The 25,045-nt window shown below is 38.7% G+C and carries 24 protein-coding genes; 15 read left to right on the top strand and 9 right to left on the bottom strand.

The window, feature by feature from the left end; translation table 11 throughout:
- The first annotated feature begins 82 nt into the window (after positions 1-82).
- The 5 genes from bshB1 (at position 83) to A9P82_RS07575 (ending at position 4,936) form a co-directional block, all read left to right on the top strand.
- The gene (gene bshB1, locus A9P82_RS07595; protein WP_066206247.1) at positions 83-802 is read left to right on the top strand and encodes a bacillithiol biosynthesis deacetylase BshB1; all 720 of its coding nucleotides are present in this window, start codon (positions 83-85) and stop codon (positions 800-802) included.
- Between the two features lie 32 nt (positions 803-834).
- Positions 835-1,908, top strand: a complete 1,074-nt coding sequence (locus A9P82_RS07590; protein ID WP_066206245.1) for a fatty acid desaturase family protein — start codon at positions 835-837, stop codon at positions 1,906-1,908.
- A 41-nt stretch (positions 1,909-1,949) separates the two neighbouring features.
- The gene (locus tag A9P82_RS07585; RefSeq protein ID WP_066206242.1) at positions 1,950-2,189 is read left to right on the top strand and encodes a Sec-independent protein translocase subunit TatA/TatB; all 240 of its coding nucleotides are present in this window, start codon (positions 1,950-1,952) and stop codon (positions 2,187-2,189) included.
- Between the two features lie 34 nt (positions 2,190-2,223).
- Positions 2,224-3,672, top strand: coding sequence for an Asp-tRNA(Asn)/Glu-tRNA(Gln) amidotransferase subunit GatA (gene gatA, locus A9P82_RS07580; protein ID WP_066206239.1), 1,449 nt, complete (start codon positions 2,224-2,226; stop codon positions 3,670-3,672).
- A 91-nt stretch (positions 3,673-3,763) separates the two neighbouring features.
- Positions 3,764-4,936 carry a lytic transglycosylase domain-containing protein gene (locus tag A9P82_RS07575; protein WP_066206237.1) on the top strand — a complete coding sequence of 391 codons (1,173 nt, stop codon included), beginning with the start codon at positions 3,764-3,766 and terminating at the stop codon, positions 4,934-4,936.
- Positions 4,937-4,996: 60 nt separating this feature from the next.
- On the opposite strand, the gene A9P82_RS07570 is transcribed toward A9P82_RS07575, so the two are convergent.
- Genes A9P82_RS07570 through A9P82_RS07560 form a run of 3 tightly spaced genes read right to left on the bottom strand, consistent with a single transcriptional unit; the run spans position 4,997 to position 8,245 of the window.
- On the bottom strand, positions 4,997-6,853 hold the full coding sequence (locus A9P82_RS07570) for a M1 family metallopeptidase (protein WP_066206233.1): 1,857 nt from the start codon (positions 6,851-6,853) through the stop codon (positions 4,997-4,999).
- A 58-nt stretch (positions 6,854-6,911) separates the two neighbouring features.
- On the bottom strand, positions 6,912-7,304 hold the full coding sequence (locus A9P82_RS07565; RefSeq protein ID WP_066206228.1) for a DoxX family protein: 393 nt from the start codon (positions 7,302-7,304) through the stop codon (positions 6,912-6,914).
- A 17-nt stretch (positions 7,305-7,321) separates the two neighbouring features.
- On the bottom strand, positions 7,322-8,245 hold the full coding sequence (locus A9P82_RS07560) for an MBL fold metallo-hydrolase (protein WP_231891226.1): 924 nt from the start codon (positions 8,243-8,245) through the stop codon (positions 7,322-7,324).
- A 250-nt stretch (positions 8,246-8,495) separates the two neighbouring features.
- On the opposite strand from A9P82_RS07560, the gene A9P82_RS07555 reads away from it, so the two are divergent.
- Positions 8,496-10,973: a M1 family metallopeptidase gene (locus A9P82_RS07555; RefSeq protein ID WP_066206222.1), complete on the top strand. Its 2,478-nt coding sequence runs from the start codon at positions 8,496-8,498 to the stop codon at positions 10,971-10,973.
- Between the two features lie 160 nt (positions 10,974-11,133).
- Here the strand turns inward: A9P82_RS07555 and A9P82_RS07550 are convergent, their stop codons facing one another.
- On the bottom strand, positions 11,134-11,892 hold the full coding sequence (locus A9P82_RS07550) for an SDR family NAD(P)-dependent oxidoreductase (RefSeq protein WP_066206220.1): 759 nt from the start codon (positions 11,890-11,892) through the stop codon (positions 11,134-11,136).
- 137 nt (positions 11,893-12,029) lie between these two features.
- On the opposite strand from A9P82_RS07550, the gene A9P82_RS07545 reads away from it, so the two are divergent.
- The 9 genes from A9P82_RS07545 to recF all read left to right on the top strand — a co-directional run bounded on the left by A9P82_RS07545 (position 12,030) and on the right by recF (position 21,243).
- Entirely contained in the window at positions 12,030-12,878 is an 849-nt protein-coding gene (locus A9P82_RS07545) for an ABC transporter ATP-binding protein (RefSeq protein WP_066209718.1), read from the top strand.
- A complete protein-coding gene (locus A9P82_RS07540) occupies positions 12,878-13,684 on the top strand; it encodes a hypothetical protein (RefSeq protein ID WP_066206217.1) in 807 nt (268 codons plus the stop codon). Before A9P82_RS07545 ends, A9P82_RS07540 begins: the two co-directional genes overlap by 1 nt.
- A 19-nt stretch (positions 13,685-13,703) precedes the next feature.
- Positions 13,704-14,078, top strand: coding sequence for a GntR family transcriptional regulator (locus A9P82_RS07535; protein WP_066206214.1), 375 nt, complete (start codon positions 13,704-13,706; stop codon positions 14,076-14,078).
- 3 nt (positions 14,079-14,081) lie between these two features.
- On the top strand, positions 14,082-14,891 hold the full coding sequence (locus A9P82_RS07530; protein ID WP_066206209.1) for a hypothetical protein: 810 nt from the start codon (positions 14,082-14,084) through the stop codon (positions 14,889-14,891).
- Positions 14,892-14,932: 41 nt separating this feature from the next.
- Positions 14,933-16,708 carry an ABC transporter ATP-binding protein gene (locus A9P82_RS07525; protein WP_066206206.1) on the top strand — a complete coding sequence of 592 codons (1,776 nt, stop codon included), beginning with the start codon at positions 14,933-14,935 and terminating at the stop codon, positions 16,706-16,708.
- 27 nt (positions 16,709-16,735) lie between these two features.
- Positions 16,736-17,236 carry a TlpA family protein disulfide reductase gene (locus tag A9P82_RS07520; protein ID WP_082915270.1) on the top strand — a complete coding sequence of 167 codons (501 nt, stop codon included), beginning with the start codon at positions 16,736-16,738 and terminating at the stop codon, positions 17,234-17,236.
- A 209-nt stretch (positions 17,237-17,445) separates the two neighbouring features.
- On the top strand, positions 17,446-18,429 hold the full coding sequence (gene pfkA / locus A9P82_RS07515; RefSeq protein ID WP_197492268.1) for a 6-phosphofructokinase: 984 nt from the start codon (positions 17,446-17,448) through the stop codon (positions 18,427-18,429).
- 93 nt (positions 18,430-18,522) lie between these two features.
- The gene (gene pyk / locus A9P82_RS07510; protein WP_066209713.1) at positions 18,523-20,022 is read left to right on the top strand and encodes a pyruvate kinase; all 1,500 of its coding nucleotides are present in this window, start codon (positions 18,523-18,525) and stop codon (positions 20,020-20,022) included.
- A gap of 138 nt (positions 20,023-20,160) precedes the next feature.
- Positions 20,161-21,243, top strand: coding sequence for a DNA replication/repair protein RecF (gene recF / locus A9P82_RS07505; protein WP_066206202.1), 1,083 nt, complete (start codon positions 20,161-20,163; stop codon positions 21,241-21,243).
- Positions 21,244-21,306: 63 nt separating this feature from the next.
- Here recF and rdgB read toward each other — a convergent pair whose 3' ends face one another.
- From rdgB to A9P82_RS07480, 5 genes are all read right to left on the bottom strand, one after another.
- Complete coding sequence (rdgB, locus tag A9P82_RS07500) at positions 21,307-21,900, bottom strand: RdgB/HAM1 family non-canonical purine NTP pyrophosphatase (protein WP_231891224.1); 594 nt, start codon at positions 21,898-21,900, stop codon at positions 21,307-21,309.
- A 31-nt stretch (positions 21,901-21,931) separates the two neighbouring features.
- A complete protein-coding gene (locus A9P82_RS07495; RefSeq protein ID WP_066209711.1) occupies positions 21,932-22,567 on the bottom strand; it encodes a hypothetical protein in 636 nt (211 codons plus the stop codon).
- Positions 22,568-22,583: 16 nt separating this feature from the next.
- Complete coding sequence (locus tag A9P82_RS07490; protein ID WP_066206194.1) at positions 22,584-23,705, bottom strand: M20 family metallo-hydrolase; 1,122 nt, start codon at positions 23,703-23,705, stop codon at positions 22,584-22,586.
- A gap of 30 nt (positions 23,706-23,735) precedes the next feature.
- Entirely contained in the window at positions 23,736-24,569 is an 834-nt protein-coding gene (gene argB, locus A9P82_RS07485; RefSeq protein WP_066206191.1) for an acetylglutamate kinase, read from the bottom strand.
- Positions 24,570-24,705: 136 nt separating this feature from the next.
- A complete protein-coding gene (locus A9P82_RS07480; RefSeq protein WP_066206188.1) occupies positions 24,706-25,023 on the bottom strand; it encodes a hypothetical protein in 318 nt (105 codons plus the stop codon).
- Positions 25,024-25,045: the final 22 nt, after the last annotated feature.

Genomic DNA, 25,045 nt, shown 5'->3' with positions numbered 1-25,045 from the left:
CTTTAACTTTTGGCGTTTCCGGATTCTTCCGACTTTTTAACCTACTTTTGCCCGCGACTATAAAGATTGATATTTTTAATAAATGAAAGTTGATATATTGGTTTTTGGCGCGCATCCGGACGATGCGGAATTGTGTTGTGGCGGAACAATACTGGCAGCAGTGAAACAGGGAAAAAGTGTGGCTGTGGTTGATTTAACACGTGGCGAACTGGGCACGCGGGGAACGGCTGAAACACGTGATAATGAAACGGTTACAGCTACTAAAATTTTGGGACTGAGCGCGCGTGAAAACCTGCAAATGCGCGATGGCTTTTTTCAGATTAATGAAGCAAATTTGCTGAAAGTAATCGTAGCAATTAGAAAATATCAGCCGGAAATATTGCTTTGCACTTCGCCCGAAGACCGCCATCCCGACCACGGAAGAGCCTCAAAATTGGTAAAAGAAGCGGCTTTTCTTTCGGGATTAATTAAGATTGAAACGGTGGATGGAAATGGACAATCGCAAGCGGCTTGGCGACCAAAGCAAGTTTTTCACTATATACAGGACAATTATCTTGAGCCGGATTTTATTTTTGATATATCCGAAACGTTTGACGATAAAATAAAAGCATTGCTCAGCTACGAAACGCAGTTCAATGCTACGGACGATGGACCTAAAACCTATATTTCTTCGCCGGAGTTTATTAAATTTGTAGAAGCGCGTGCGCTTATTTTTGGCAAGAGAATTGGTGTAAAATACGGCGAAGGTTTTATTTCGGACAAAGCTTTGGGCATTTCATCTTTTAACAATTTGGTTTTATAATTTTTTTACTTGGCGATATTTAATATTTTTTAATGCTTACACCTAAATTCGCGAAAGCGACCAACTCCTTTCACGTAGAGTTAAAACACAGAATCAATAATTATTTTGAATCTACCGGAAAGCCCACCACCGGAGGGTTCAGGCTGTTTTCCAAAGCAGTTTTTTTGGAGGCGGCTTTGGTCGTATTGTATATTTCCGCAGTATTTTTTACGCCCGAAAAAACTTGGGTGGATATTTTGTTGTGCGTTCTTATGGGTATCGTAATTGCGGGTATTGGCTTTAATATAATGCACGATGGCGGACATGGCAGTTTCAGCAAACATCCGTTGATGAACAGGATTGCTGCATATTCTACCGAGCTTGTCGGCGCAAGCCAGTTTATGTGGAATATGAAGCACAATGTAATTCATCATGCTTATACCAATATCGATGGTGTTGATGACGATATTGATGCAAAGCCATTTCTTCGCATGGCAACTACGCAAAAGAAATATAAAATGCATCGTTTTCAGCATTTATATTTTTGGATATTGTACGCTGTATTATACTTGTATTGGGTGTTGATGAACGATTATACAAAATATTTTAAGCGTAAAGTGGGCGATATTCCATTGAAAAAAATGCGCACCAAAGACCATATCTTGTTTTGGGCTTTTAAAGTAGTGTATTGCGCTATATTTATTGTGATTCCTATGGCAAGGTTGGGTTTTGTAGATTGGCTCGTGGGTTATTTGGCGGTATGTTGTACTACTGGTTTGATTTTAAGTGTTGTGTTTCAATTGGCGCACACGGTAGAGCATACACAATTTCCGATGCCGGACAAAGCTACCGGAAAAATGGAAGACGAGTGGGCAGTGCATCAGTTGAAAACAACGGCGAATTTTGCTACGAAAAACAAATTGATTTCTTGGTACGTAGGCGGACTGAACTTTCAGGTAGAGCACCATTTATTCCCGAAAATTTCGCATATTCATTATCCTGCGATTAATAAAATAGTAAAGCAGGCTTGCAAAGAATATAATGTTACGTATATAGAGTACAAATACATGGCAAGCGCCTTTGTTTCGCACGTTCATTTTTTAAGAGAAATGGGTAAGTCGGCGTAGGATTTTTATTTATTTTTGTGGTTGATTAAAATCGAAAAATCATGGGAGATATTGGGTTTTCAGAAATATTGTTAATAGCCGTAGTAGTATTGGTTTTGTTCGGCGGCAATAAAATTCCCGAATTCATGCGCGGCTTGGGTAAAGGCGTACGTGAATTTAACGATGCAAAAGACAGCGTGCGACGAGAATTGGAAAACGGTTTGAAAGAAAAAGATAACCAGCCTAAAACTAAAGTAGAACAGAGTACTGCAAATAATTCTTCCGTAACACCGCAGGTTTAATTTTGTTCTTTCAACGTCTCAATCCGATTTTATTTTGTCAGAGTTTTCTTTCGTTTCCATTAAAGATTATCAAACAGCTTTGTTGAATAACCAAACTACTTGTGTGGCTGTGGTTGAATATTATTTGTCGCGCATTGAGGCAAATAAACACCTCAACGCTTTTCTTGAAGTTTATTCCGAAGAAGCGCTTGAACGTGCAAAGCAATTAGATGAAGAACGCCTTGCAGGTAAATCTTTAGGAAAATTACATGGTGTAGTTGTCGGACTGAAGGATGTAATCAGTTATAAAAATCACAAGCTCTCTGCTGCATCCAAAATCCTCGAAAATTATACGGCGGTTTATAATGCAACGGCGGTTGAAAAATTATTAGCCGATGGCGCCATAATCATCGGCAGGCAGAACTGCGACGAGTTTGCTATGGGCAGCAGCAACGAAAATTCTGCGTTCGGAAAAGTGCTGAACGCTGCGGATAATTCGCGCGTTCCGGGTGGCTCTTCCGGCGGCTCGGCGGTGGCAGTTCAAGCGGGCTTGTGTATGATTAGTTTAGGCAGCGATACAGGCGGTTCTGTTCGTCAGCCGGCAGATTTTTGCGGTGTAATCGGGTTAAAGCCTTCTTATGGAAGAATTTCCCGATACGGGTTAATCGCTTACGCTTCGTCATTTGACCAAATTGGAATTTTTTCCAAAACGGTAGAAGATGCAGCTTTGGTATTAGAAGTAATTGCCGGTACAGATGGTTATGACAGCACAGTGAGCGAATCGCCGGTGGAAAATTATTTAGCTTCACTAACTGATGATAAAAAATACAAGATTGCTTATATAAAACAAACTTTGGAACATCCATCGTTGAATGAAGAAATTAAGAATGCCATTTTTCAATTTATAGAGCAACTGAAAAGTGCAGGTCATTCGGTTGAGGCGATTGATTTTGAATATCTCGATTATATTGTACCGACTTATTATGTGCTTACGACAGCGGAAGCCTCGACCAACCTTTCTCGTTATGATGGCGTTCGTTTTGGCTATCAGTCCAAATCGCCCGAAAATGATTTAACGGAATTTTACAAGAACAACAGGAGTGAGGCGTTTGGCAAAGAGGTAAAACGTCGCATTATGCTTGGTACATTTGTATTAAGTGCTTTGTATTACGATTCTTATTTTACTAAGGCACAGCAAGTTAGACGTATTGTGTCTGACAGAGCCAATGAAATATTTGCGGAATATGATGCGCTTATTTCTCCAAATTCTCCCATTCCCGCATTCAAAGTCGGCGAGAAGAGTAATGATGCTACGGAAATGTATTTAGCTGATATCTACACTGTGTTCGCAAATCTGGCTGGCATTCCGGGAATTTCCTTACCTTTGTTCGATTCTGCATTTGGCATACCTTTTGGTATTCAGATAATGACAGATAAAATGAAAGAATCTCAATTATTGAATCTTTCAAAACAAATGGTGCAAATCGCCGGGAAGAACTTTTAATCTCTACATCGCGATTCATTTTTTCATTAATTCCCTCGAAGCGCCGGATATTATCAGAATAATATCTTCATTTATTAACGAAAAAATTGGAATGAAGCGGAAGTTTTTTTATCGTAGAAAGGAAAGTGTTTTTACCCGTTTAGGCGTAAAACACGTTTCAAGATTGCTGTTATTTGTTTCTTTTGCCATATTTGCTATGTCATTTACAACCGTTAAAAATGTAAATGCTCCCGGCGAAGACAAGAAAAAATCCACAACAAAAAGTAAAGTAGGACCTAAAGGTTTTGTTACTCTATTGCCTACAACCCAACCTGTAACGCTCGATCCGAATACGCAAGGTGTTGCAGCTAAGAAAGTTGACATTTCCGATGCGAAAGTAGCACTGAATCCTAAAGTGGAAGATTTTGCGGACCACTATATTCATCACGAGCTGACAGACCTTACCAGAATGAAAAGCTGGGCAAAACCCATTTTCAAACTGATGGACGGAATTTTGGAAGAACACAATTTGCCTACGCAATTAAAATATTTGGCTGTAATTGAAAGTTCCTTGCAAAAAAATATGCGCATGAGTTCCGGGGCAACAGGACCTTGGCAATTGATGCACGACGAAGGTATTCGTTACGGATTGATTAAAAACGGGCACGATTACAGAACGGATTATGCAAAAAGTACAGAAGCTGCGGCTAAATTATTAACATCCTTGCATAACCATTATCACGATTGGTTGTTGACAATTGCAGCATATAATGCGGGCATCGGTCGCGTGGACAGAGCTATTCGCGACGCAGGCTCTTCCGATTTTTGGAAAGTGCAATCCTACCTTCCTACGGAAACGCGCAATCATGTGAAAAAATTCATCAGTACGCATTATTTCTTTGAAGGTAGCGGCGGCATTACAACTATGAGTGCTAAAGAAACGAAGAAGTACAAAGAACAACTTGGGCAAGACAATAATGGCAGTGACGAAGTGGAAATTAATTCGTCTGACAACAATACGATTCGCATTCGCGGTATTTATAATGAAGACGCGATTTGTGATGTGTTAGGCATTGATAAAGCAGTATTTGAAAAGTCAAATCCTAATTTTAATAAAGCAGTTGCAGACGGACAGTTTTATGATTTGCATCTTCCCGATGGAAAAGCAAAAGAATTTGTTGATAAGAAAAATGATATTCTCCAGCAATCGTTTAACCAATTGCTCGACGGAACCAATAAATCAACAGATGATTTACCAAAAGGAAGAACAAGCATTGACAGATAATTCATTTCTTCTCAATAAATACAAAAAGCCCACGAGACCAGTCTCGTGGGCTTTTTGTATTTATTGTACTTTCCACACATTATTTGTTCTGTCCACATCCGCCATGCGTTGCGAGTGGTCAATTTCAACGGATTGAACTTCGTTCAAAGGCTTAGATAATTCCAAATCATAAGTCGGGCTTGTCCAAAACCATTCCGGCGCAAAAATCCATTTGTAATAATTGTTTTCCGCAGGCTTGTGTCCGTACATCATGTTGCAAGGAATATTGTACATTTCATACGAGCCGTCTTTATAAGTTACCAAGACATCCAAAGGCATTGGCATTAAACCGATTCTTTGCAACGTAACAACAGCATGATTGTCTTTCGATGAAACACTATTAATGCCGTAATCAATGGTTTTGGTTGAATAAATCCAATATTGCTTGTACCATTCAAGTTCCAGACCGCTTACTTTTTCCGCTACGCGAATCAAATCATTTGCGTTTGGATGTTTGAATTTCCATATGTTGAAATAAGCAAGTAAAAATTTATCCATGTTCGCATTGCCGATGATATAAGAAAGCTGTTCGTAGAAAGTTGCACCTTTGCTGTATGCAGCTTCCTCGTAGGCATAATTTGTATTATAGTGGTCGGCGTGCGTGCTCATTGGCTCTTCCAGTCTGCTTTTTACAAGATTGAAATAACCTTTCAGGCTTTTCAAATACCAAAGACTATCGCGGTGCAGCCAGCCTGTGGTGCGGGTTTCAAAATAAGTAGCACCTCCTTCGTCCATCCATGGGAAAAGACTTTCGTTGCTTCCCAAAACACCCTGATACCAACTGTGTCCGAACTCGTGCAAAGCTGTTCCCCGGCTTCCGCTTTTAATTAATGTTGCCATCGGATATTCCATGCCGCCGTCGCCGCCCTGAATAAAGGAATAATTTTTATAAGGATATGCGCCAAATGTTTTTGCAATAAAATTTTTGTACGCATAAGCAACGCTGTCCGCGGTTTTATTCCATAGACTATCCTGTGCGGCGTCTTTCTTTTTGTAAACAAAATAAAATAATGGTCCGGTTGGAATTTGTCTTTTTAATAAAATGTAACCGGTGTCGGCAGCCCACACAAAATCATGAACATTATGCGCAGCAAAATGCCAGGTAGTTGTCGCAGAAGGTTTTTGCGGAACGCCCTGAACTTTGCCATAACCAAAACCCACTTCATCTGGATTTTGGATAGTGCCTGTTCCCGCAAGCATATAGTGTTTGTCTGTTGTGATGTTCACATCAAAATCGCCCCAAACGCCATAAAACTCACGTGCGATGTACGGATTAACATTCCATCCTTCATAATCATACTCTGCAATTTTCGGATACCATTGGCTCATACTGTAACGTACGCCTTCTGCATTGTCGCGCCCGCTACGCCTGATTTGTACGGGTACCTGCGCTTCAAACGGAAGCGAAACAGTATTTTGTGAATGAGGTAAAATAGGTTTGCTCAAATCTACTTCCAATACGGTTTCATGTTGCGTTAACGAAGTTTTTAGTCCGTTTACTAAAACATTATTCACGTGTTGGTAGCCTATCTCGCCCGGCTTCAGATTTTCGATTCTGTCGCGCACACGTGAATCCCAATCGCGCACTTGTTTACCGGTACGTGTGTAGCCAAGGATTTTCTTGCCTAATTCTCTGGAGCGGACGTCCATCATACTGCCGGGCTGAAAAGCATTCCAATACAGAAAAATAAAAATGCGATGCAATGTGTCAGGTGAATTATTCCAGTAAATAATATTTTCTTTTCCTGTGATAATATTCGTCTGCACATTCAAAGATGCGTCAATGGTATAATTCACTTTTTGTTGCCAGCGTTCAGGCTGCGCATTAGTTGCGATTGTAAATGAAATACATAATGCGGCGAGTAAATATTTCTTCATATTTTTTTTAGAATAGTTTTGTTTAAAGATATTTTATTTTTTTAAAATGCAATGTTCATCAACGTTTGCGAAGATTGTCCAACGCGCAACTGTTGCTTTGTATGAACTGAACAATGAATACAAAAAAGACGATGTGCAATAACTGAGACGGAATTATACTCCAGTTTTCAATCATTGAACTGCCAAAAACCAAGATGAACATGACGATTGAACCGGCAATCGCCGCTTGTTTGGTAAACCAACCGAGGATTAATAAAATGCCAATAAAAAATTCTGCGAAAGGCAGCACGTAAGCGAATGGCGTAACTATAAAATTGGGCAACATGGATTTTTCAAATTCTTTAATCATGCCGCCGGCAAAAATTGACAGTTTAAATAATCGAACAAATCCGTGTCCGAACATACTGATGCCAATAGCAAGTCGCGTAAGTAAATAAGCTGTTTTGTTCATAATTCAAATTTTTTAGTTTATAAATTAATTTTTTCTCCCTGTTTCGGAAAAATCAGTTTCACGTTCAGTGTATTTTCTTTTTCCAGTTCTTCGTGAATCAATGTTTCATTATCGCCGTCAGGTTTAATATGTGCGATAATGACAGGGAAATTTTGCAAAGAATTTTTACCTGCTAAATTTTCTAATTCTTTCAGATTTTTGAACAATAAATCCGGTTTCAGATGTCCGAATAATTGTTTGTCATTTTGTTCATCGGGATAAGAACATTCAATGGAAATTCCTTTTAGTTTTTTTGCTGGAAGCAGTGGTGCAACTGCATTCCAGACGATTTTTAAGTTATTGCTCTGTTCAATGGCATCGTCGCCCGTGTCGCCAAAATAAAGAAAATAATCATCATTGTTTCTGATTAAAAACGCCGTACTTTTTCCCGGTGCAGAGTGGCTTAACAAAAATGGTTTGACGAACAGCGAAGTATTTTCAATTAGTGTTTCTTTGGATGTGTCTAAATAGTTGTAGGTATATTTTTTCAATGCAGGTTGCTCGCCCTCGTTGGCAAAATTTGCCCAACTCGTCCATGTGAAATATTTTGTCTTCAAAATGTCGATGCAGAAAGGTAACGCATAAATATTCTTCTTCACATCATTTGGCGAGTTGATAATCATTCCTGCAACATGGTCGAGATGCCCGTGGGAAATAAGATACGCTTTGATGTTTTCTTTGAAAAAATCAGCTTCATTCTTTTTGATGAAGCCCTTGCTGTGTGCAGCTTTCAAGCCATCATATATTGTTCCTGCATCCAGGCAAATATAATTTTGCGAATCTCTCGGTGCGAGCAGATAAGCGGATAAATTACTCTCGTCGCTGCCGCCGTAAACGCCCAACGGAAGAATGGTAAACGAACTTTGTGCATTGGAATATTGGACAATTATGCAAAAAAACAAAAAGAAAAATTTTTTCATTTTCAAATGTATAAAATAATGAAACACGCTTGCACGTCATTGCGAGCGCAGCAATCTTTGAATGTCTATTTGAGATTGCCACGTCGCTTCCCGAAACAAGTTCGGGACAGGCTCTAATGCCTCGTTTCTCGCAATGACGATAGGTGCTATTTACCACTCATCAAAATAACAAAAATTATCATATACGATTTCGTTGAATAATTTACTTTTACGCCTCGAAAAAATATTCTAAATGAAAAAATTATTTCTTCCGTTGTGCCTGCTGTCGTTCGTTTTTGTAAAGGCACAATCCGGCAGTGATACAACATGGAAACACGAATACCGCGCAAGCGCAACAAAAATTAATGATGTGGTCAATACCAAACTTGCAGTTAAGTTTGATTATGACAAAAGTTATATGTACGGCAAAGCGTGGATTACCTTGCAGCCGCATTTTTATCCTACGGATTCTTTAACGCTCGATGCAAAAGGCATGGATATTAAAGAGATTGCTATGCTCAATGGTACGAAAAAAACGCCTTTGAAATATACGTATAATGATAGTTTGCAATTGCATATTCAATTGGGTAAAACATTTAAAGGCGGCGAAAAATATACGGTTTATATCGACTATGTTTCCAAGCCCGATGAGCGTAAAACGCACGGCAGTGCTGCCATTACAGACGATAAAGGTTTGTACTTCATCAACCCGAAAGGTTTGGTAAAAGATAAACCGATTCAAATATGGACACAGGGCGAAACAGAAAGCAACAGCGTTTGGTTTCCTACAATTGACAAGCCTGACCAGAAATCCACCGAAGAAATTGCGATGACCGTTCCTGCAAAATATGTAACGCTTTCCAATGGCTTGCTCGTTTCGCAAAAGAAAAACAGCGATGGCACACGCACCGATACATGGAAGCAGGATTTGCCTATTGCGCCTTATTTGTTTTTTATGGGTGTGGGCGATTATGCGATTGTGAAAGACAGCTACGAAGGAAAGCCCGTTGAATATTATGTAGAGCATGAGTACGAGTCGGTGGCAAGAAGAATTTTCGGGCATACGCCGGAGATGATTGGTTTCTATTCTAAAATTCTGGGCATTGATTATCCCTGGGCAAAATACGATCAAATTGTAGGACGTGATTATGTGAGCGGCGCAATGGAAAATGTAACGGCTACGCTGCATCAGGAATCTGCACAGCAAAATGCACGTCAGCTTACTGACGGCAATGTGTGGGAAGATGATATTGCGCACGAACTGTTTCATCACTGGTTTGGCGATTTGGTTACCTGTGAAAGCTGGAGCAATATTACCGTGAACGAAAGTTTTGCCAATTACAGTGAATATCTCTGGGAAAATTATAAGTACGGAAAAGATGCCGGCGATGCCGAAAATTATGAGCAAATGCAGGAGTATCTCAACTCCGCCAACAGCAGAAATAAAAACCTGGTAAGATATTATTATAAAGATAAAGAAGATGTATTCGACCTGGTAAGCTATCAGAAAGGCGGACGTATTCTCCATATGCTGCGGCATATTATTGGAGATTCTGCATTCTTCAAATCATTGAATCTTTATCTGAATCAAAATAAATTCGGTACAGGCTCTGCTACCAAATTGCGTTTGGCATTTGAACAAATAACGGGCGAAGACTGGAATTGGTATTGGAATCAATGGTATTTTGGCGCAGGCAATCCTGTATTGGACATTACTTATGCGTATGATTCTGCTGCAAAAACTTCTACTGTAACTATTGAACAAACACAAAAGAACGAACAGATTTTTAAACTACCGATTGATATAGATATTTATCATGGGAAAAATAAAATTCGCCATTCTGTTTGGATGACACAGCAAAAACAATCATATACATTTAATGTAGGCGACAAGCCCGATTTGATTAATGTGGACGGAGATAAAATTTTATTGGCAGAAAAGAATGACCATAAAACTTTGAAGGAGTTCATTAACCAATACAACCTTGCGGGTAATTATGTGGATAGAGAAGAAGCGGTTGCTTACGCAATCAATCATCTGGATGAAGACGGTGCAAAAGATTTTTTAGTCAATACTGCGCTTAATGATAAGTTTCATGGCATTCGTAAAGATGTGTTGCAGGCAGTAAATCCTACGGTTTATTCGGCAGCTGATTTTGAGAAGATTGCCGGCATCGCAAAAAATGACCCGTACAGGCTGGTGCGTGCAGCGGCAATTGATGCGCTCACTTTTTCGAGAGACAGTGCTTACAAGCCCATTTACCTTGCAGGTGTTTATGATTCATCATACAGTGTTGCAGGTTCTTCGTTGCAGGCTTTAGCAACATTGGATAAGGATAAAGCTGTAAGTATGGCTGCTGAACTACAGAAAGATGCGCGTGGCAGATTGGCAAGTGTGGTTCAGCGATTGACCATTTCTACAAAATCCGATGCAGACTTTGATAACCTGTACGACAGTTATACTTCTTTACCATTAGGACAAGAAAAAGTAACACAGACATTTGATATGATTACATATTTAGGCAATCTGCACGATACGGAACATTTCAAAAGATTGACCGATGCAATTATTGAGACGCGAGACAAAGTGGTGCCTTACGTTCCACAATATAAAGACGCCGTGAACAAGCGATTAGAAACGATATTAAGCAATAAAAAAACACAGCTTAATAATGCAGCAAATAAAGATGATGAACAGGCGCAGATTAATTATCTGCAAAGTAGATTATAATGTTAACTGATAATGTAAAAAGCCGAAAACAACACACGTTTTCGGCTTTTGTGTTTATAGCTGTGAAAAAATTATTCCTGTAAATAAAAAATGAATTTGCCGGTGTGGCTGTTCGGGATTTGCAATCCCGACTAACATTTTCTATTTCTGACCAACATTTTCATCCCTTATAAGTAAAAAACGAATTAGCCTGCGCCGTACATGTTACTACCAAATCATTAATACAAACGTGCTGTGGTAATGTGGCGCAATAATAAATCACATCGGCTATATCGACCGCGTGAAGCGCTTCGTAGCCTTCATATACTGCTTTGCTTTTTTCTTTGTCTCCCTTAAAACGCACATCGGAAAACTCCGTTTCCGCCGCGCCGGGATGGACTGCTGTAACTTTTATTTTGTGTTGCAACAGTTCAATTCTTTGTGATTGTGAAATAGAATCTACTGCGTGTTTAGTGGCGCAATACACATTGCCTTGCGGATACACATCTTTTGCGGCAGTAGAACCAATATTGATGATATGCCCTTTTTTATTTTCTATGAAATAAGGCACAATTGCTTTCGACACATACAGCAAGCCTTTCACATTCGTATCAATCATTGTGTCCCAATCGTCCATATTTGCTTCGTCAAAATTTTCTCTTCCCAATGCCAAGCCTGCATTATTAACTAGTACATCAATTTGTTTCCATTCGTCCGGCAGATTAGATAAATTTTCAAAAACGGCTTCTCTGTTTCTCACATCAAAAACCAGCGGAAGAATTTTTACATTGTTTTTTTCTGATAAATTTTTTGCAATCTCATTTAGTCTTTCAGCTCTTCTTCCTGTGATAATGCAGTTCCAGCCTTCGGCTGAAAACCGCTCTGCTATTGCTTTTCCGAAGCCTGATGTTGCGCCTGTGATAAGTATTGTGTTTGCCATAAAATAAAATTTTGTGTAAAGCTAAAGGCAATGAGGAAAATGCGCGCATAAAAAATTCTATAAAAAAATTTGGCTGTTTAAAAATTCTTTTTCATTTTTGTAGTGTACTACTAAAATAGTACACTAAAACAATGATTATGGTTGATATAAAAAATCTGCATTTCTCTTACAAAAAGAAAAAGGTTTACGACAGTATCGGTCTTACTTTCCAGACGGGATATGTTTACGGATTGCTGGGTAAAAACGGAACGGGAAAATCAACATTGCTGCGCACCGTTTGCGGATTGCTTTTTCCTGACAAAGGTTCTGTAAATGTTTTAGGATTCAATCCATCTGAAAGAAAACCTGCGTTTTTACAAGAAGTGTTTATGGTTCCTGAAGAGTTTTACTTGCCCGATGTTTCTATTCAGAAATACGTTTGTTGCAATGCGCCGTTTTATCCGAAATTCAGTCAACCGGAATTTGAAAACTATTTGAAAGAGTTTGAAGTGCCTGTTGATAATACGTTGCAGGAAATGAGTTACGGACAAAAAAAGAAAGTGCTGATTGCTTTTGCACTGGCTTGCAATACTTCGCTCTTGCTGATGGACGAGCCGTCGAACGGATTGGATATTTTGAGTAAAACGCAATTCAGAAAAGTACTGGCGGGCGCAGTTAATGAAAACAAATGTATCATCATCAGCACGCATCAGGTAAAGGATTTAGAAACGCTGATAGATTTTGTAACAATTGTAGATGAAGGTAAAATTTTGTTCAATCATTCTATGGATGAAGTATCATCAAAGTTGGCTTTTAAATTTTCACAGGATAAAAATAATGTGTCTTCGATTTTATATGAAGAACAAACGCTTTCGGGTTCGGCATTGGTAATTCCTAATTATGACGATGAAAGCACGAAGGTGGATTTGGAACTGCTGTACAAAACTGTGGTAACCAATCCGCAGGCTGTTCGGCAAATATTTAATCACTCAAAAATTGACTTATAATGAATAACCGTTTCAGTTTTAAAAGATTGCTGTTGCTGATACAAAAGCAGTTTTCGGAGAATGTAAAGTTGTATCTGTATGGTACTTTGGCTTTGCTTGGGTTGCTGGCGATTGTTATGTTCTTGTGGGTTTTATTTGGCGGCAATTCTTACAGCGGAAATACTTTGTTTGAATTTTATTTAATGGGACTTTTCATATTAGGCGCAATATTCGCGAGCTTTTCGTTCAGTATGTTGAGCAGCAAAGACAAAGGTATTTATTGGCTCACACTTCCTGCAAGTCATGGAGAAAAGTTAGCGTGTGCATTGTTTTACAACGTGCTTGTTTTTACGGTTGTTTATACGCTTTGTTATTTGTTAGTTGCAAAAGGAGCTGCCGAGTACGTGTCGGAATTGGTGTGCAAGCATCCTGAAAAATATCATTTTTATCATATCAATTGGAGTAAACCGAAAGGCAGTAGTTGGGAAGAGCTGAGATGTGTTTTATATGCTTTCTTTGCCGTGCAAGCCTTGTATTTATTGGGGTCTGTTTATTTTAAAAAATATTCTTTTGTATTCACAACGGCTGTCGGTGCGTTGTTGATTATCGCTTTTATTTTTTTTATAAAATCGTTGTCTGCATCATTTAATAAATATGGAGCAACTTTCGATATTGTGAACGCACATGGCACTGCAAATGGTGTGTGGCAAAAGGAATATTTTTTTAATCACACGGTTTCGGGCATTATTATTTTTCTGGCAAAGTTTATATGGGCGCCGTTCTTTTGGCTGGTTACGTGGTTCAGATTAAGGGAAAAAGAAATTTAAGAATAAAGAAATTACAATTATGCAATTTAATAATAATGGTCAAGCCATTTACCTGCAAATAGCCGATTATATCTGCGAGCGGCTGTTGCTGAAAGAATGGAAAGCCGAAGATAAAATACCAAGCGTGCGGGAAATGGCGGTTCAGCTGGAAGTGAATCCCAACACGGTTGCGCGCACGTACGATTTTTTGAAGCAACAGGAAATTATCTACGACAAGCGCGGTATTGGTTACTTCATTTCGCCCGACGGATTAAAGAATGCCGTTGCTTATCGCAAGCAGGAATTTACCGATAAAGAATTGCCCAATATTTTCAGAACGATGTTTATGCTGGGCGTGGAAGTGGACGATTTAAAAACGAAGTATGAAAAATTTAAAAAACAATACAACTCATAAAAAATGAAAACAAGCAATAAACTTTTATTAGGCTTTTTGATTGTGGTTTTTCTTGTTCCGTTGTTTACGTCTTTTGCGTTGCGCAGTGTTGTGAAACAAGGAAAATACACGATTGGCTTATATCCGTCAGAAGAATCTTTTCAGCAAGGCGCTATCGGCAAATACAAAGCGGTAAAGATTATAAATCATCCTTTTCCCGGCGGCAATGATTTTATTTGTACCATTCATCCGTCGCCTTCGGGAAAATATTTGTTTTACGATTATTCATATGATCAAAGTCTTTTCGACAGTATTGGTGTGGAAATCAAAAATGATACATTATATATTCAACGGTTTACAATTCACTCGCCGGGCATGCAAGCTACGCACAACGTTGCCGATGCGTGGGCAAATCGCAACATAGATTTGTTTCTGCCGTCATTAGATAATATTACGGCAGAAAGAACGGAGGTTAAAATAGATTCTTCCACAAACACTCCTATAAACATTCATCTCATTGACAACTCATTGTTGAAATTAGGAAATATAAATCAAGAAGTTAAGGTTGTTGACAGCAAACCGATTCAGAATGATTTTGATAATCCGAAAGTCAAAAGCAGTTTCAAAAATATAACCGTCAATGCTATGCAGTCATCTGTGATATTTGGTACAAATGTTTCTACCGACAGCCTTTGGTTATATGCGGACAGTAAATCTAAAATCTCTTTTTTAGACAGCAGTAATGTTCGCGTGCTGAACGGCTCGATAGATAAGCAAAGTATCAATAATCCCGATTCGGCAACGATAAAAAGATTAATGCCTTTGGTAAAATAATGGATTTCGAAGCCTGAAAATTTTCTTATATTTACCAAAGTATGAAAACCCTTTGGAAATATCTCAAGCCGCACAAAACCTTAATCATCTGGTCGCTCGTTCTTGCAACCATTGCGCAATTACTGAGTTTGGTTGACCCTGTGATTTTCGGGAAAATTATCGATAAATATGCAACAAATGTAGATAAGAATATAACGGAGCAACAATTGGTCAGAGGCGTTTTGTTTTGGTTGATGATTGCCATTGGCGTAGCGTTACTTTCGCGATTGGCAAAAGCGTGGCAGGATTATACAACGCGGTTAGCTGTTGCAAAATTCGGCGAGCAGATTTTTAACGACGGACTGAAACAAACGCTGCGCCTGAATTTCCAGGAATTTGAAGAAAGCCGCAGCGGCGAAACTTTGTCCGTTTTGCAAAAAGTAAAAACTGATACGGAACGTTTTGTAACATCATTCATCAACATTTTATTTTCATCTGCTATCGGCGTCGGTTTTTTAATTTATTATTCAGTTACCAAAAACTGGATGTTGATTCCCGTGTTTGTGATTGGCATTATTGTGCTTGGTTCGCTTACAGGATTATTGTCGAAAAAAATAAAAACCATCCAACGAAGCATCAATCGCGAAACCAATTTAATGTCCGGCGTTATCACGGAAAGCCTTAGAAATATTGAGTTGGTAAAAAGTCTCGGCTTGACTTTTCCTGAAATAAGAAGGCTCAAAAAACTCACGGAACGCATCTTTGATATGGAAATGATTAAAGTGAAAAAAACGCGCACCCTCACTTTTTTGCAAGGCACATCGCTCAACGTGTTGAAGCAATCTATTTTATTTATTTTGCTTTGGTTAATCTTTAGAAAAGTATTGACGACAGGCGAACTGATTGCAATGCAATTTATCTCCACCACTATTTTCGGACCGTTGCAAGACTTAGGAAATATCATTTTGCAATATCGCGAAGTGGATGCATCCATTCACACATTCGACAAGCTGATGCAAAAACCGATTGAAACACGCCCCGACGAACCTATGGATTTCGGTTTATTGGTAGATTTGCAGTTTGACAGCGTAGTTTTTCGTCATAAAACGGCAAAAGACAATTCCATTGATCATATTTCTTTTGAAGTGAAAACGGGTGAAACGATTGCCTTTGTTGGTCCTTCGGGTTCTGGAAAATCCACGTTGGTAAAATTGCTCGTCGGTTTGTATTATCCGAAAGAAGGACATATTTTATTCAATCAAATCGATTCCACAGATATTCGATATAATCAATTGCGCAGGCAAATCGGTTTTGTAACGCAGGATACGCAACTATTTGCAGGAACCATTAAAGACAATATGCTCTTTGTAAAACCCGATGCAACCGATGAAGAAATTCTTGCAGCATTGCGCAAAGCCGCAGCAGACAAGCTTCTTGAAAAATCGCCGCAAGGCATCAACACAGTTTTGGGCGAAAACGGTATGAAACTTTCCGGCGGCGAAAAGCAGCGCATTTCCATCGCGCGCGCATTGCTGCGCAATCCGCGATTATTGATTTTTGATGAAGCTACTTCTGCGCTCGATTCCTTGACGGAAGAAAGTATTACAAACACCATCAGAGAAATTTCTTTGGATAAGCAGCAAATTACGATTCTCATTGCACATCGGTTATCAACTATCATGCATGCCGATACGATTTATGTTTTGGAAAAAGGCAAGATTGTAGAACAAGGCAAACACGATGTTTTGTTGGAACAAAAAGGATTGTATTATGCTTTGTGGCGGCAGCAAATAGGAGAGAGGAATAAGGATATTTATAACAATTTTGTTGAAGTATAAATATTATTTTTGATTTTTAATTATAGAATGATGAAATATCTATTATCTTTTTTTGCATTTATATTGTTTGCGACTGTGGGCAAAGCGCAGGATTATGACAGTATTCCACCTTACCAGAAAGATTCGTCGATGCCGCATTTTTTGTTGCTTCGGGAAGACAGTTCGTGGTTAAATACAGCGCAGTTACCCAAAAAACAACCAGTGGTATTTATCTTTTTCAATCCGGATTGCGAGCATTGCCAGCACGAGGCGCAGGAATTGGTAAAGAATATCGATAAGTTGAAAAAAATCAATTTCATTTGGGCTACTTATAGTCCTACTTTTGAGGAAATAGATGCTTTTGCAAAGCAATATCATTTGTCCGATTACAAAAATATGCAATTTGTGAAAGATGTGAATTATGAGTTGCCGAGTTTTTACCGCTTGCAAATGACGCCTTATGTGGCGGCTTATAACAAGCGTGGCATTCTGGTAAAAACATGGGCGTTTGGCGCAAAGCCGGAAGAATTGGCACAGTTACTCAAATAATTTCTTCCCGAATAAATTATTTTAAGACAAAGCAGCAAATGCTTTGTCTTTTTTTACTGTTCTATACACTGTGAAGGTTACAATTTCTTTATATTTTGTTAGAAAAAATATCCAATACAGCTTTCTGCATTTTTATTTTCAATTTTGTACATTCGCAACGCGGTAAAAAGCATATTGTATGCGTGTTTACCAAGATTTAAAAATTCAGTATGCCCAATAAAATAAACAAGTTAGCAGTTCTTACTTCGGGTGGCGATTCGCCCGGAATGAATGCTGCATTAAGAGCAGTTGTAAGAACGGCAAATTATTTTGGATTGGACATTTTCGGCATCAGGCGTGGTTACAGCGGCATGGTGGACGATGATATTTTTCAAATGGATTCGCAATCGGTTGCCAATATTATTCAGCGTGGGGGAACGGTATTGAAGTCGGCTCGTTGTAAAGAATTTTACACAGCCGAAGGACGTCAAAAAGCGTATGCCAATTTGCAAAAACATGGTATTGACGGATTAATTGTCATTGGCGGCGACGGTAGTTTTACGGGAGGCATGAAGCTGCAACAGGAATTTGGCTTGCCTGTTATCGGGTTGCCGGGAACTATTGATAAAGATTTATACGGAACGGATTATACGATTGGTTTTGATACCGCTTGCAACACGGCTTTGGACGCGATTGATAAAATACGTGATACCGCCGATGCACATGACAGACTGTTTATTGTAGAAGTGATGGGACGCCATGCGGGTTACATTGCATTGCACAGTGGCATTGCCGCAGGTGCGGAAAATATTCTGATACCCGAAGCTTCAACCAATATTGAAGATGTGGTGGATGCGCTTTCTGAAAAAGAAAAAAGAAAAAAACTGGTCAATATCATTGTGGTTGCCGAAGGCGATGCATTTGGCGGTGCAAATGAAGTGGCTAAAATTATCCGCGAACGGCTGCCTAATTTCGATACGAAAGTTTCTATTTTGGGACACATACAGCGCGGCGGCTCGCCCAGTTGCCAGGACAGGTTAATAGCAAGCCGCATGGGTTATCATGCTGTAGAAGCCTTGCTGAACGATACTTCCGGCGTAATGGTCGGCATTATTAATAATCAAATAGTATATACGCCTTTGGAAATTGCCATTCGCGAAAAGCATACAGTCGATGAGGGCTGGCTGCGGATGGTAAAAATACTGGCAAGCTAAAAATAGCGATGGGGAAAGAATACAGTTGAATAATTTGTATTCTTTCTTTTTTAATTTATAATATTGAACTCTTATACAAAAACGAAAGATAAAATGTCTGAAAGCGTAGAAAAATATTTGCATAAAGAAATGGATGCAGATACAGGTATTCAGCACAATTTTCACAGAACTAAAATTGTGGCAACAGTTGGACCCGCTTGTGAGAAATATGAACAGCTACTGGATTTAGCAAAAGTCGGCGTAAACGTTTTTCGCCTGAACTTTTCTCACGGAACGCACGAAAATAAAGCGGAAATCATCGATAATATCCGTAGAATTAATAAAGAAGAACCTTTTAATATAGCTATTCTTGGCGATTTGCAGGGACCTAAATTGCGGGTTGGAAAACTGGAAAACGACAAGTTGCACATTGAACCGGGCGATATACTTACGTTTACATCTACCGAAAAAGTAATTGGTACAAAAGAAAAAATTTACGTTTCCTATCCCAATCTTCATAATGATGTTGCCGTAGGCGAAAAGATTTTGATTGACGACGGAAAGCTTGAAGTGGTGGTTACGGAAGTTGATAAGACATCCGGTAATGTAAAAGTGCGCGTAACTTACGGCGGCGATTTGCTGCCCAATAAAGGCGTGAATCTTCCCGATACGAATATTTCGTTGCCGGCTATGACGGAAAAAGATTTGATTGATTTGGAATTCATATTAGAACAGGACCTCGATTGGGTTGCCTTATCTTTCGTGCGCAAAGCCGAAGATATGATTAACCTGAGAAAACTTGTGGATGAAAAGGGTAGTAAAATAAAAATCATGTCCAAGATTGAGATGCCGTCTGCAATGGAAGATTTAAAAAACATTGTGAACGAATCCGATGGTGTGATGGTTGCCCGAGGCGATTTAGGCGTAGAGCTTCCTGTCGAGAAGATTCCTTTGGCACAAAAAGAAATTATCCGCAAATGTCTGCATCGTTCTAAACCAGTGATTGTTGCTACGCAAATGATGGAAAGCATGATTGACCGCATTAAACCTAACCGCAGCGAGATTACAGACGTTGCCAACGCTGTGCTGGAAGGTGCAGATGCCGTGATGTTGAGCGGCGAAACTGCAACAGGAAAACATCCGACTTTGGTAGTTGAAACGATGCGTAAAATAATCATGGAAGTGGAGAAAACCGACTATCGTTACGATAGAGGGAGCGAACTGAAAGTGTTGGCGCATTCGCCCACAGTGTTGAGCGATGCACTTTGTTACAACGCTTGCAAAATTGCACAGGAAGTAAATGCCGCGGCGTTAATCGGTATGACGCAATCAGGCTATACGGCATTCAGAATCAGCAGTTACAGACCGAAAGTGCCATTGTATATTTTTACAAAAGAGAAGCAATTAGTTAATCAACTAAGTTTATCGTGGGGTGTACGCGCATTTTTCTATGAAGAAGAAATCAGCTTGGATAATATCATTAACGATGAAATAAATATTTTGCACGAACGGCAATTTATTAAAGATGGTGACGTGGTAGTAAATACTGCGAGCACGCCGGTACAAGACCATTTGCCAACAAATATTCTGAAGATTACAAGAGTAGGAAAATAGTTTTTCTTGAATAATATTTCATGAAACGGCATTCGTAAGAGTGTCGTTTTTATTTTTTGTAATTCTCTGAAAGGCGCGTATCATCAATGTTTCATTAATTATTAATTTATAATTATGAATTATTAATTACTTTGCGCCATGCCGTTTTTTACAAAAATTTCTTTGGTACAATTCAGGAATTATATGTCGCAATCTTTTAATTTCAATAAGAAGATTGTGGGTATTTGCGGCGCAAACGGAAGCGGCAAAACCAATTTGCTTGATGCAATTTATTACCTGTGCTTTACCAAAAGTTATTTTTCCAAGCCAGATGCAAAAAACGCAATGCACGGTTTGCAAGGCTTTCGGATTGACGGAATAGTTGACGATAGCAACAAAGAACAGTATCTCACTTGCATTTTACGCGAAACCGGAAAAAAAGAATTTTATGTGGATGATGATGTTGTAAAAAAATTTTCATCGCACATTGGTCGCTTTCCTTGCGTGTTCATTGCACCGGATGATTCCACTTTAATCACAGGCGGAAGTGAGGAAAGACGCAAGTTTTTGGATACGATTTTGTCGCAGTTATTCCCTGATTATTTGCAGGAACTGATTGATTACAATAAACTTTTATTGCAACGAAATAGTTGTTTGAAAAACTTGCACGAGCAGCAATCGAATAATTTTGATTTGCTCGATGTGTTGGATGAGCAGCTTGCAAATGCAGGACAAAAAATTTTTTCTTGTAGAAAAGAATTTCTGGAAACCCTTATTCCGATTGCGTTACAACAATATGAAGCGATTGCAGATAAGGATGAAAATGTTGTTATGAATTACCAATCGCAGTTATTGGACAAGTCCTTGTTACAATTATTAAAAGATAACCGGCAGCGCGATTTGTATTTACAAAGAACGACCGCCGGCATTCATAAAGACGATTTGACTTTGTTGATGGACAACGAACCTTTCAAGCAACTGGCTTCGCAGGGACAAAGGAAAAGTTTATTGTTTGCTTTAAAATTGGCTGAATATTTTTCGATAAAAAACGTCAAAAAACATTCGCCTGTTTTGTTATTGGACGATGTGTTTGAGAAACTGGACGAAGACAGAATGTTGAATTTATTGAACAAAGTTTGTAACGATACCGATGCGCAAATTTTTATAACCGATACGCACAAACAAAGACTTGACATGGCTTTCAGCGAATTGAAACAAGATTGGCAGATGATTGAGTTGTAGAAGATATTTTAATTTCATGCAAAGTGCGCTAAGAAAACAACGAGACAACATTGCGCTCTTTGTTTACTTTGTTTCGTTGCGTGAAACAGAATTCAAAAATTCAGTCAATTTGCTTACAGCTTTTTTTCGATGACTGAACTGATTTTTTTCTTCCAAATTCATTTGTGCAAAAGTCTTATCGCTTCCGTTCGGAACAAAAACAGGGTCATAACCAAAACCGTTTTCGCCAAGTTTTTCATCAATAATTTTTCCTTCGCAAACGCCTTCAAAAAAATATTCTTCTTCATTCCAAATCAAAGAGACAACTGTTCTGAAACGCGCGCTGCTATTGGGTTTCGGGCTTAATTCGTTTAATAATTTTTCAATATTTTTTTCATCATTGGCAGGTTCACCTGCATAGCGTGCGCTCTTCACACCGGGCGCGCCGTTAAGCACATCAACTTCCAAACCTGTATCTTCGCTAAAACAGTTTTGATGCGTGAGCTTAAAAATCGTTCTTGATTTTTCAGAAGCGTTTTCTTTCAATGTTTCATGTGGTTCGGGAATGTCAATGTTGATGCCTGCATCTTTCAAAGATTTTACTTCAATAGTTGAAGGCAATATGCTTGCAATTTCTTTTACTTTGTTTTGATTATTAGTAGCGAAAATGAGCTGCACTGTTTTTTTGTTCTTATTTTTTAAAAATAGTTTATCTAAGAAAGCCATTCTGCCTTAGTTGTTTGTGTATTTGTTCAATATTGTCAGGAATGTTGCCCGACAAAAGCCAGTTTGTATCCAAACCGTTGTGTATGGCTGTGCGCAGCAAAAAAGGATTATTGCCGATGAGTTTTCCTAAAGTTTCCAAATCGGTTTTAAATTCAATAAAATAATCTTCGTGCATTTTTTTGATGAGTAATAAAATTTTAAATGTTCTGGCAATTACGGCTGTGCAAAATTTAACTGCCTTGTCGTATGTAGAAGAGGATATGTTGGTATTGTTTTGAGCGAGCAACTTGTTCAGTAAAAACAGGTTTAAAGAAATCTCTCCGTATTTATCTTTTGTAATGCTTACGTGTTCGTTTATAGTTCCGCTCATTTCACGCACGTCCCAATTAAGATAACCCGGCGAATAAAAATTTTGTGTAACTATGTCTATGCGACCGGCAAGACGTTTTTTTACTTTCTCCCTTTGTTCTTCTACTGTATCGGTATTTACGAGTTCAAACGAAAGCCGGTTTGCTAATACTAAATCTTTTTTCAGCAATCGGAAAATCAATTTATCTTTTTCTGCTGAGGATAGGTTGCTTATAGCTGTCTTAAATTCTTTAGGAAACAATGATGACATATTTTTATAATCTTTTTTAAATAACAATGCTCTCAATCATTTTGATATATGTTTCGATGCCATCTTTTATTTCATCCAAGAAAATAAATTCGTCGGCAGTATGGCTTCTTCCGCTAAAGCCCGGACCACATTTTAAAGCCGGAAAAGGAATCAATGCTTTGTCTGAACAAGTAGGCGAACCGTAAGGTTTTTTACCCAACGCAATACCCGATTTTACCAATGGATGTTCTACTTCAATTCGCGTAGAACGCAGGCGCACACTCCGTTCTTTAAAATCACTCTGAATATTTTCTTTAATAATATGGATAATTTCTTCGTGCGTATAACAATCGGGAATGCGTATATCCACTACAAATTTGCAAGTTGCAGGAACAACATTGTGTGCCTTATTTTCTGTTTCAATAACGGTAACGGTTTGCTTCACTTCGCCCAGCCATTCCGAAACTTTCGGGTACTTGAATGTCTCAAACCAGTGAATATCTTTTACAGCTTTGTACAAAGCATTGTCGCCCTCGTTGCGTGCCGCGTGTCCTGCAACGCCTTGCGCCGTTGCATCGATGACCATTAAACCTTTTTCGGCAACGGCAAGTTCCATTTGTGTGGGTTCGCCTACGATTGCCCCCCATCCCCCGAAGGGGGAGTTTGCAAAACCTGTTGAAGAAAGAAAGGTTTCGTTTTTCAACAACGCTTCAATGCCGTTTTTTCCTGTAATTTCTTCTTCCGCCGTTGCAGCAATTACGATATTAAAGGGCAAATTTTCTTTATCAAAAAAATATACAAACGCAGCAATCAACGAAACTAAACAACCGCCTGCATCATTGCTTCCCAAGCCATAAAGCTTGCCGTCTTCTTCAATCGGTTCAAAAGGATTTTTGGTATACTTCGCATTCGGCTTTACCGTGTCGTGATGTGAATTCAATAACAGCGTTGGTTTCAGCGAATCAAAATATTTATTGATTGCCCAAACATTATTCAGAAATCTTTGAGAAGGAATATTTTTGCTTTGAAAAAATTGTTCAATTATCGTAGCTGTTCCGTCTTCTTCTTTGGAAAAAGACGGCGTTGCAACTAATTGTTTTAAGAGATTAATTGCATCGGTGTAAAGTGAATCGTGAGTCGTGAGTCGTGAGTCGGACATAATAATTTTTAATTGTCAATTATTCGTTTTTCAATTGATAAGCGTTCCCTCCGTTTCATCCGTTGTATTTTTCAATAAATCATTCGCATCGCCTATCAGCACTTCTTTCACGCCTGCATCGATTGCAGCAAAAGCATTGTCTATTTTCGGAATGATACCTTCAAATAATTTTTGCTCTTGCAACAGTTGCTGATATTTTTCTTTATTAATATTCCGGATAACTGAATTTTCATCATCCACATTTTCCAGCACGCCTTTCTTTTCAAAACAATAAATCAATCGTGTATCGTAATATTGCGATAATGCAATAGCTAAGAAAGATGCAATGGTATCGGCATTCGTGTTTAAAATGTGTCCTTGTCCGTCGTGCGTAAGCGGCGCAAACACAGGCGTGATGCCGTTTTTAATTATTAATTCTAAATTATTAATTTTTAATTCGCTTGCGTTAATGTCGCCCACCCAACCGAAATCAACACCCCTGTCCCCTGAAGGGGAATTTGCAATAGGACGTTTTGTTGCAGGAATAATATTTGCATCTGCGCCTGTTAAACCGATTGCGTTGCAATTGTTTGCTTGCAGTTTCGCAACAATTTTTTTATTGACCAAACCGCCATACACCATCGTGACTAAATCAATTGTACCGTCATCGGTAATTCTGCGACCATTGATATAATTAGATTTGATGCCCAACCGGTCTCCGATTTTTGTAGCGATTTTTCCACCGCCGTGAACCAAAAGCCCCCGTCCCCTAAAGGGGTGCGCATCAGCACCAAACAAATCCGCAAATTGTTTTAAGAATGATGAGAGATTTTCTTCATTGTCTATTACGTTGCCGCCGATTTTAACTACAAATAATTTATCCATACAAAACAATATTCTTCAGTTTTTTATTTTGTAAATTCTTTTGTGATTATTTCGCCTGTATAATAATCGACAGTAACAGTAAATCCATTCCAACTTGAACATAAAAAAGTTTTTGAATTGTCAATGATTTCAAGTGTCAAATAGCCATTGTCTTTTGCAGTCTTATTGTCTGTTTATTCCAAATAATAGGATTTAGATTAGGAAAACTATCATTTTTAAAAGGGGCTTTAATCGTCCAAACAATATGAAACTTCTCATCTAAACAATAAATATTTGCGAAGCCTGATTTATCCAAAAATTTTTCTGCACTTTCTTTCACGATGATGCAGTTGTATTCAATACGTTTAAACTCTTTAAATTCTGTCCAACGTGGCTTGTGAGTTAAAAGAATATTTCCTTTATCATCAAACAAACAAAGAGTTTTGTTGCCTATCAGTTTAATTGAATTATCCATTTCTCTCACAATTAATTTATTT

It is taken from the genome of Arachidicoccus sp. BS20 (assembly GCF_001659705.1).
In the GTDB taxonomy this organism is placed as follows: domain Bacteria; phylum Bacteroidota; class Bacteroidia; order Chitinophagales; family Chitinophagaceae; genus Arachidicoccus.
The sequence above is the reverse complement of the archived record's forward strand: the minus strand, read 5'-3'. Positions and strand labels throughout refer to the sequence as shown.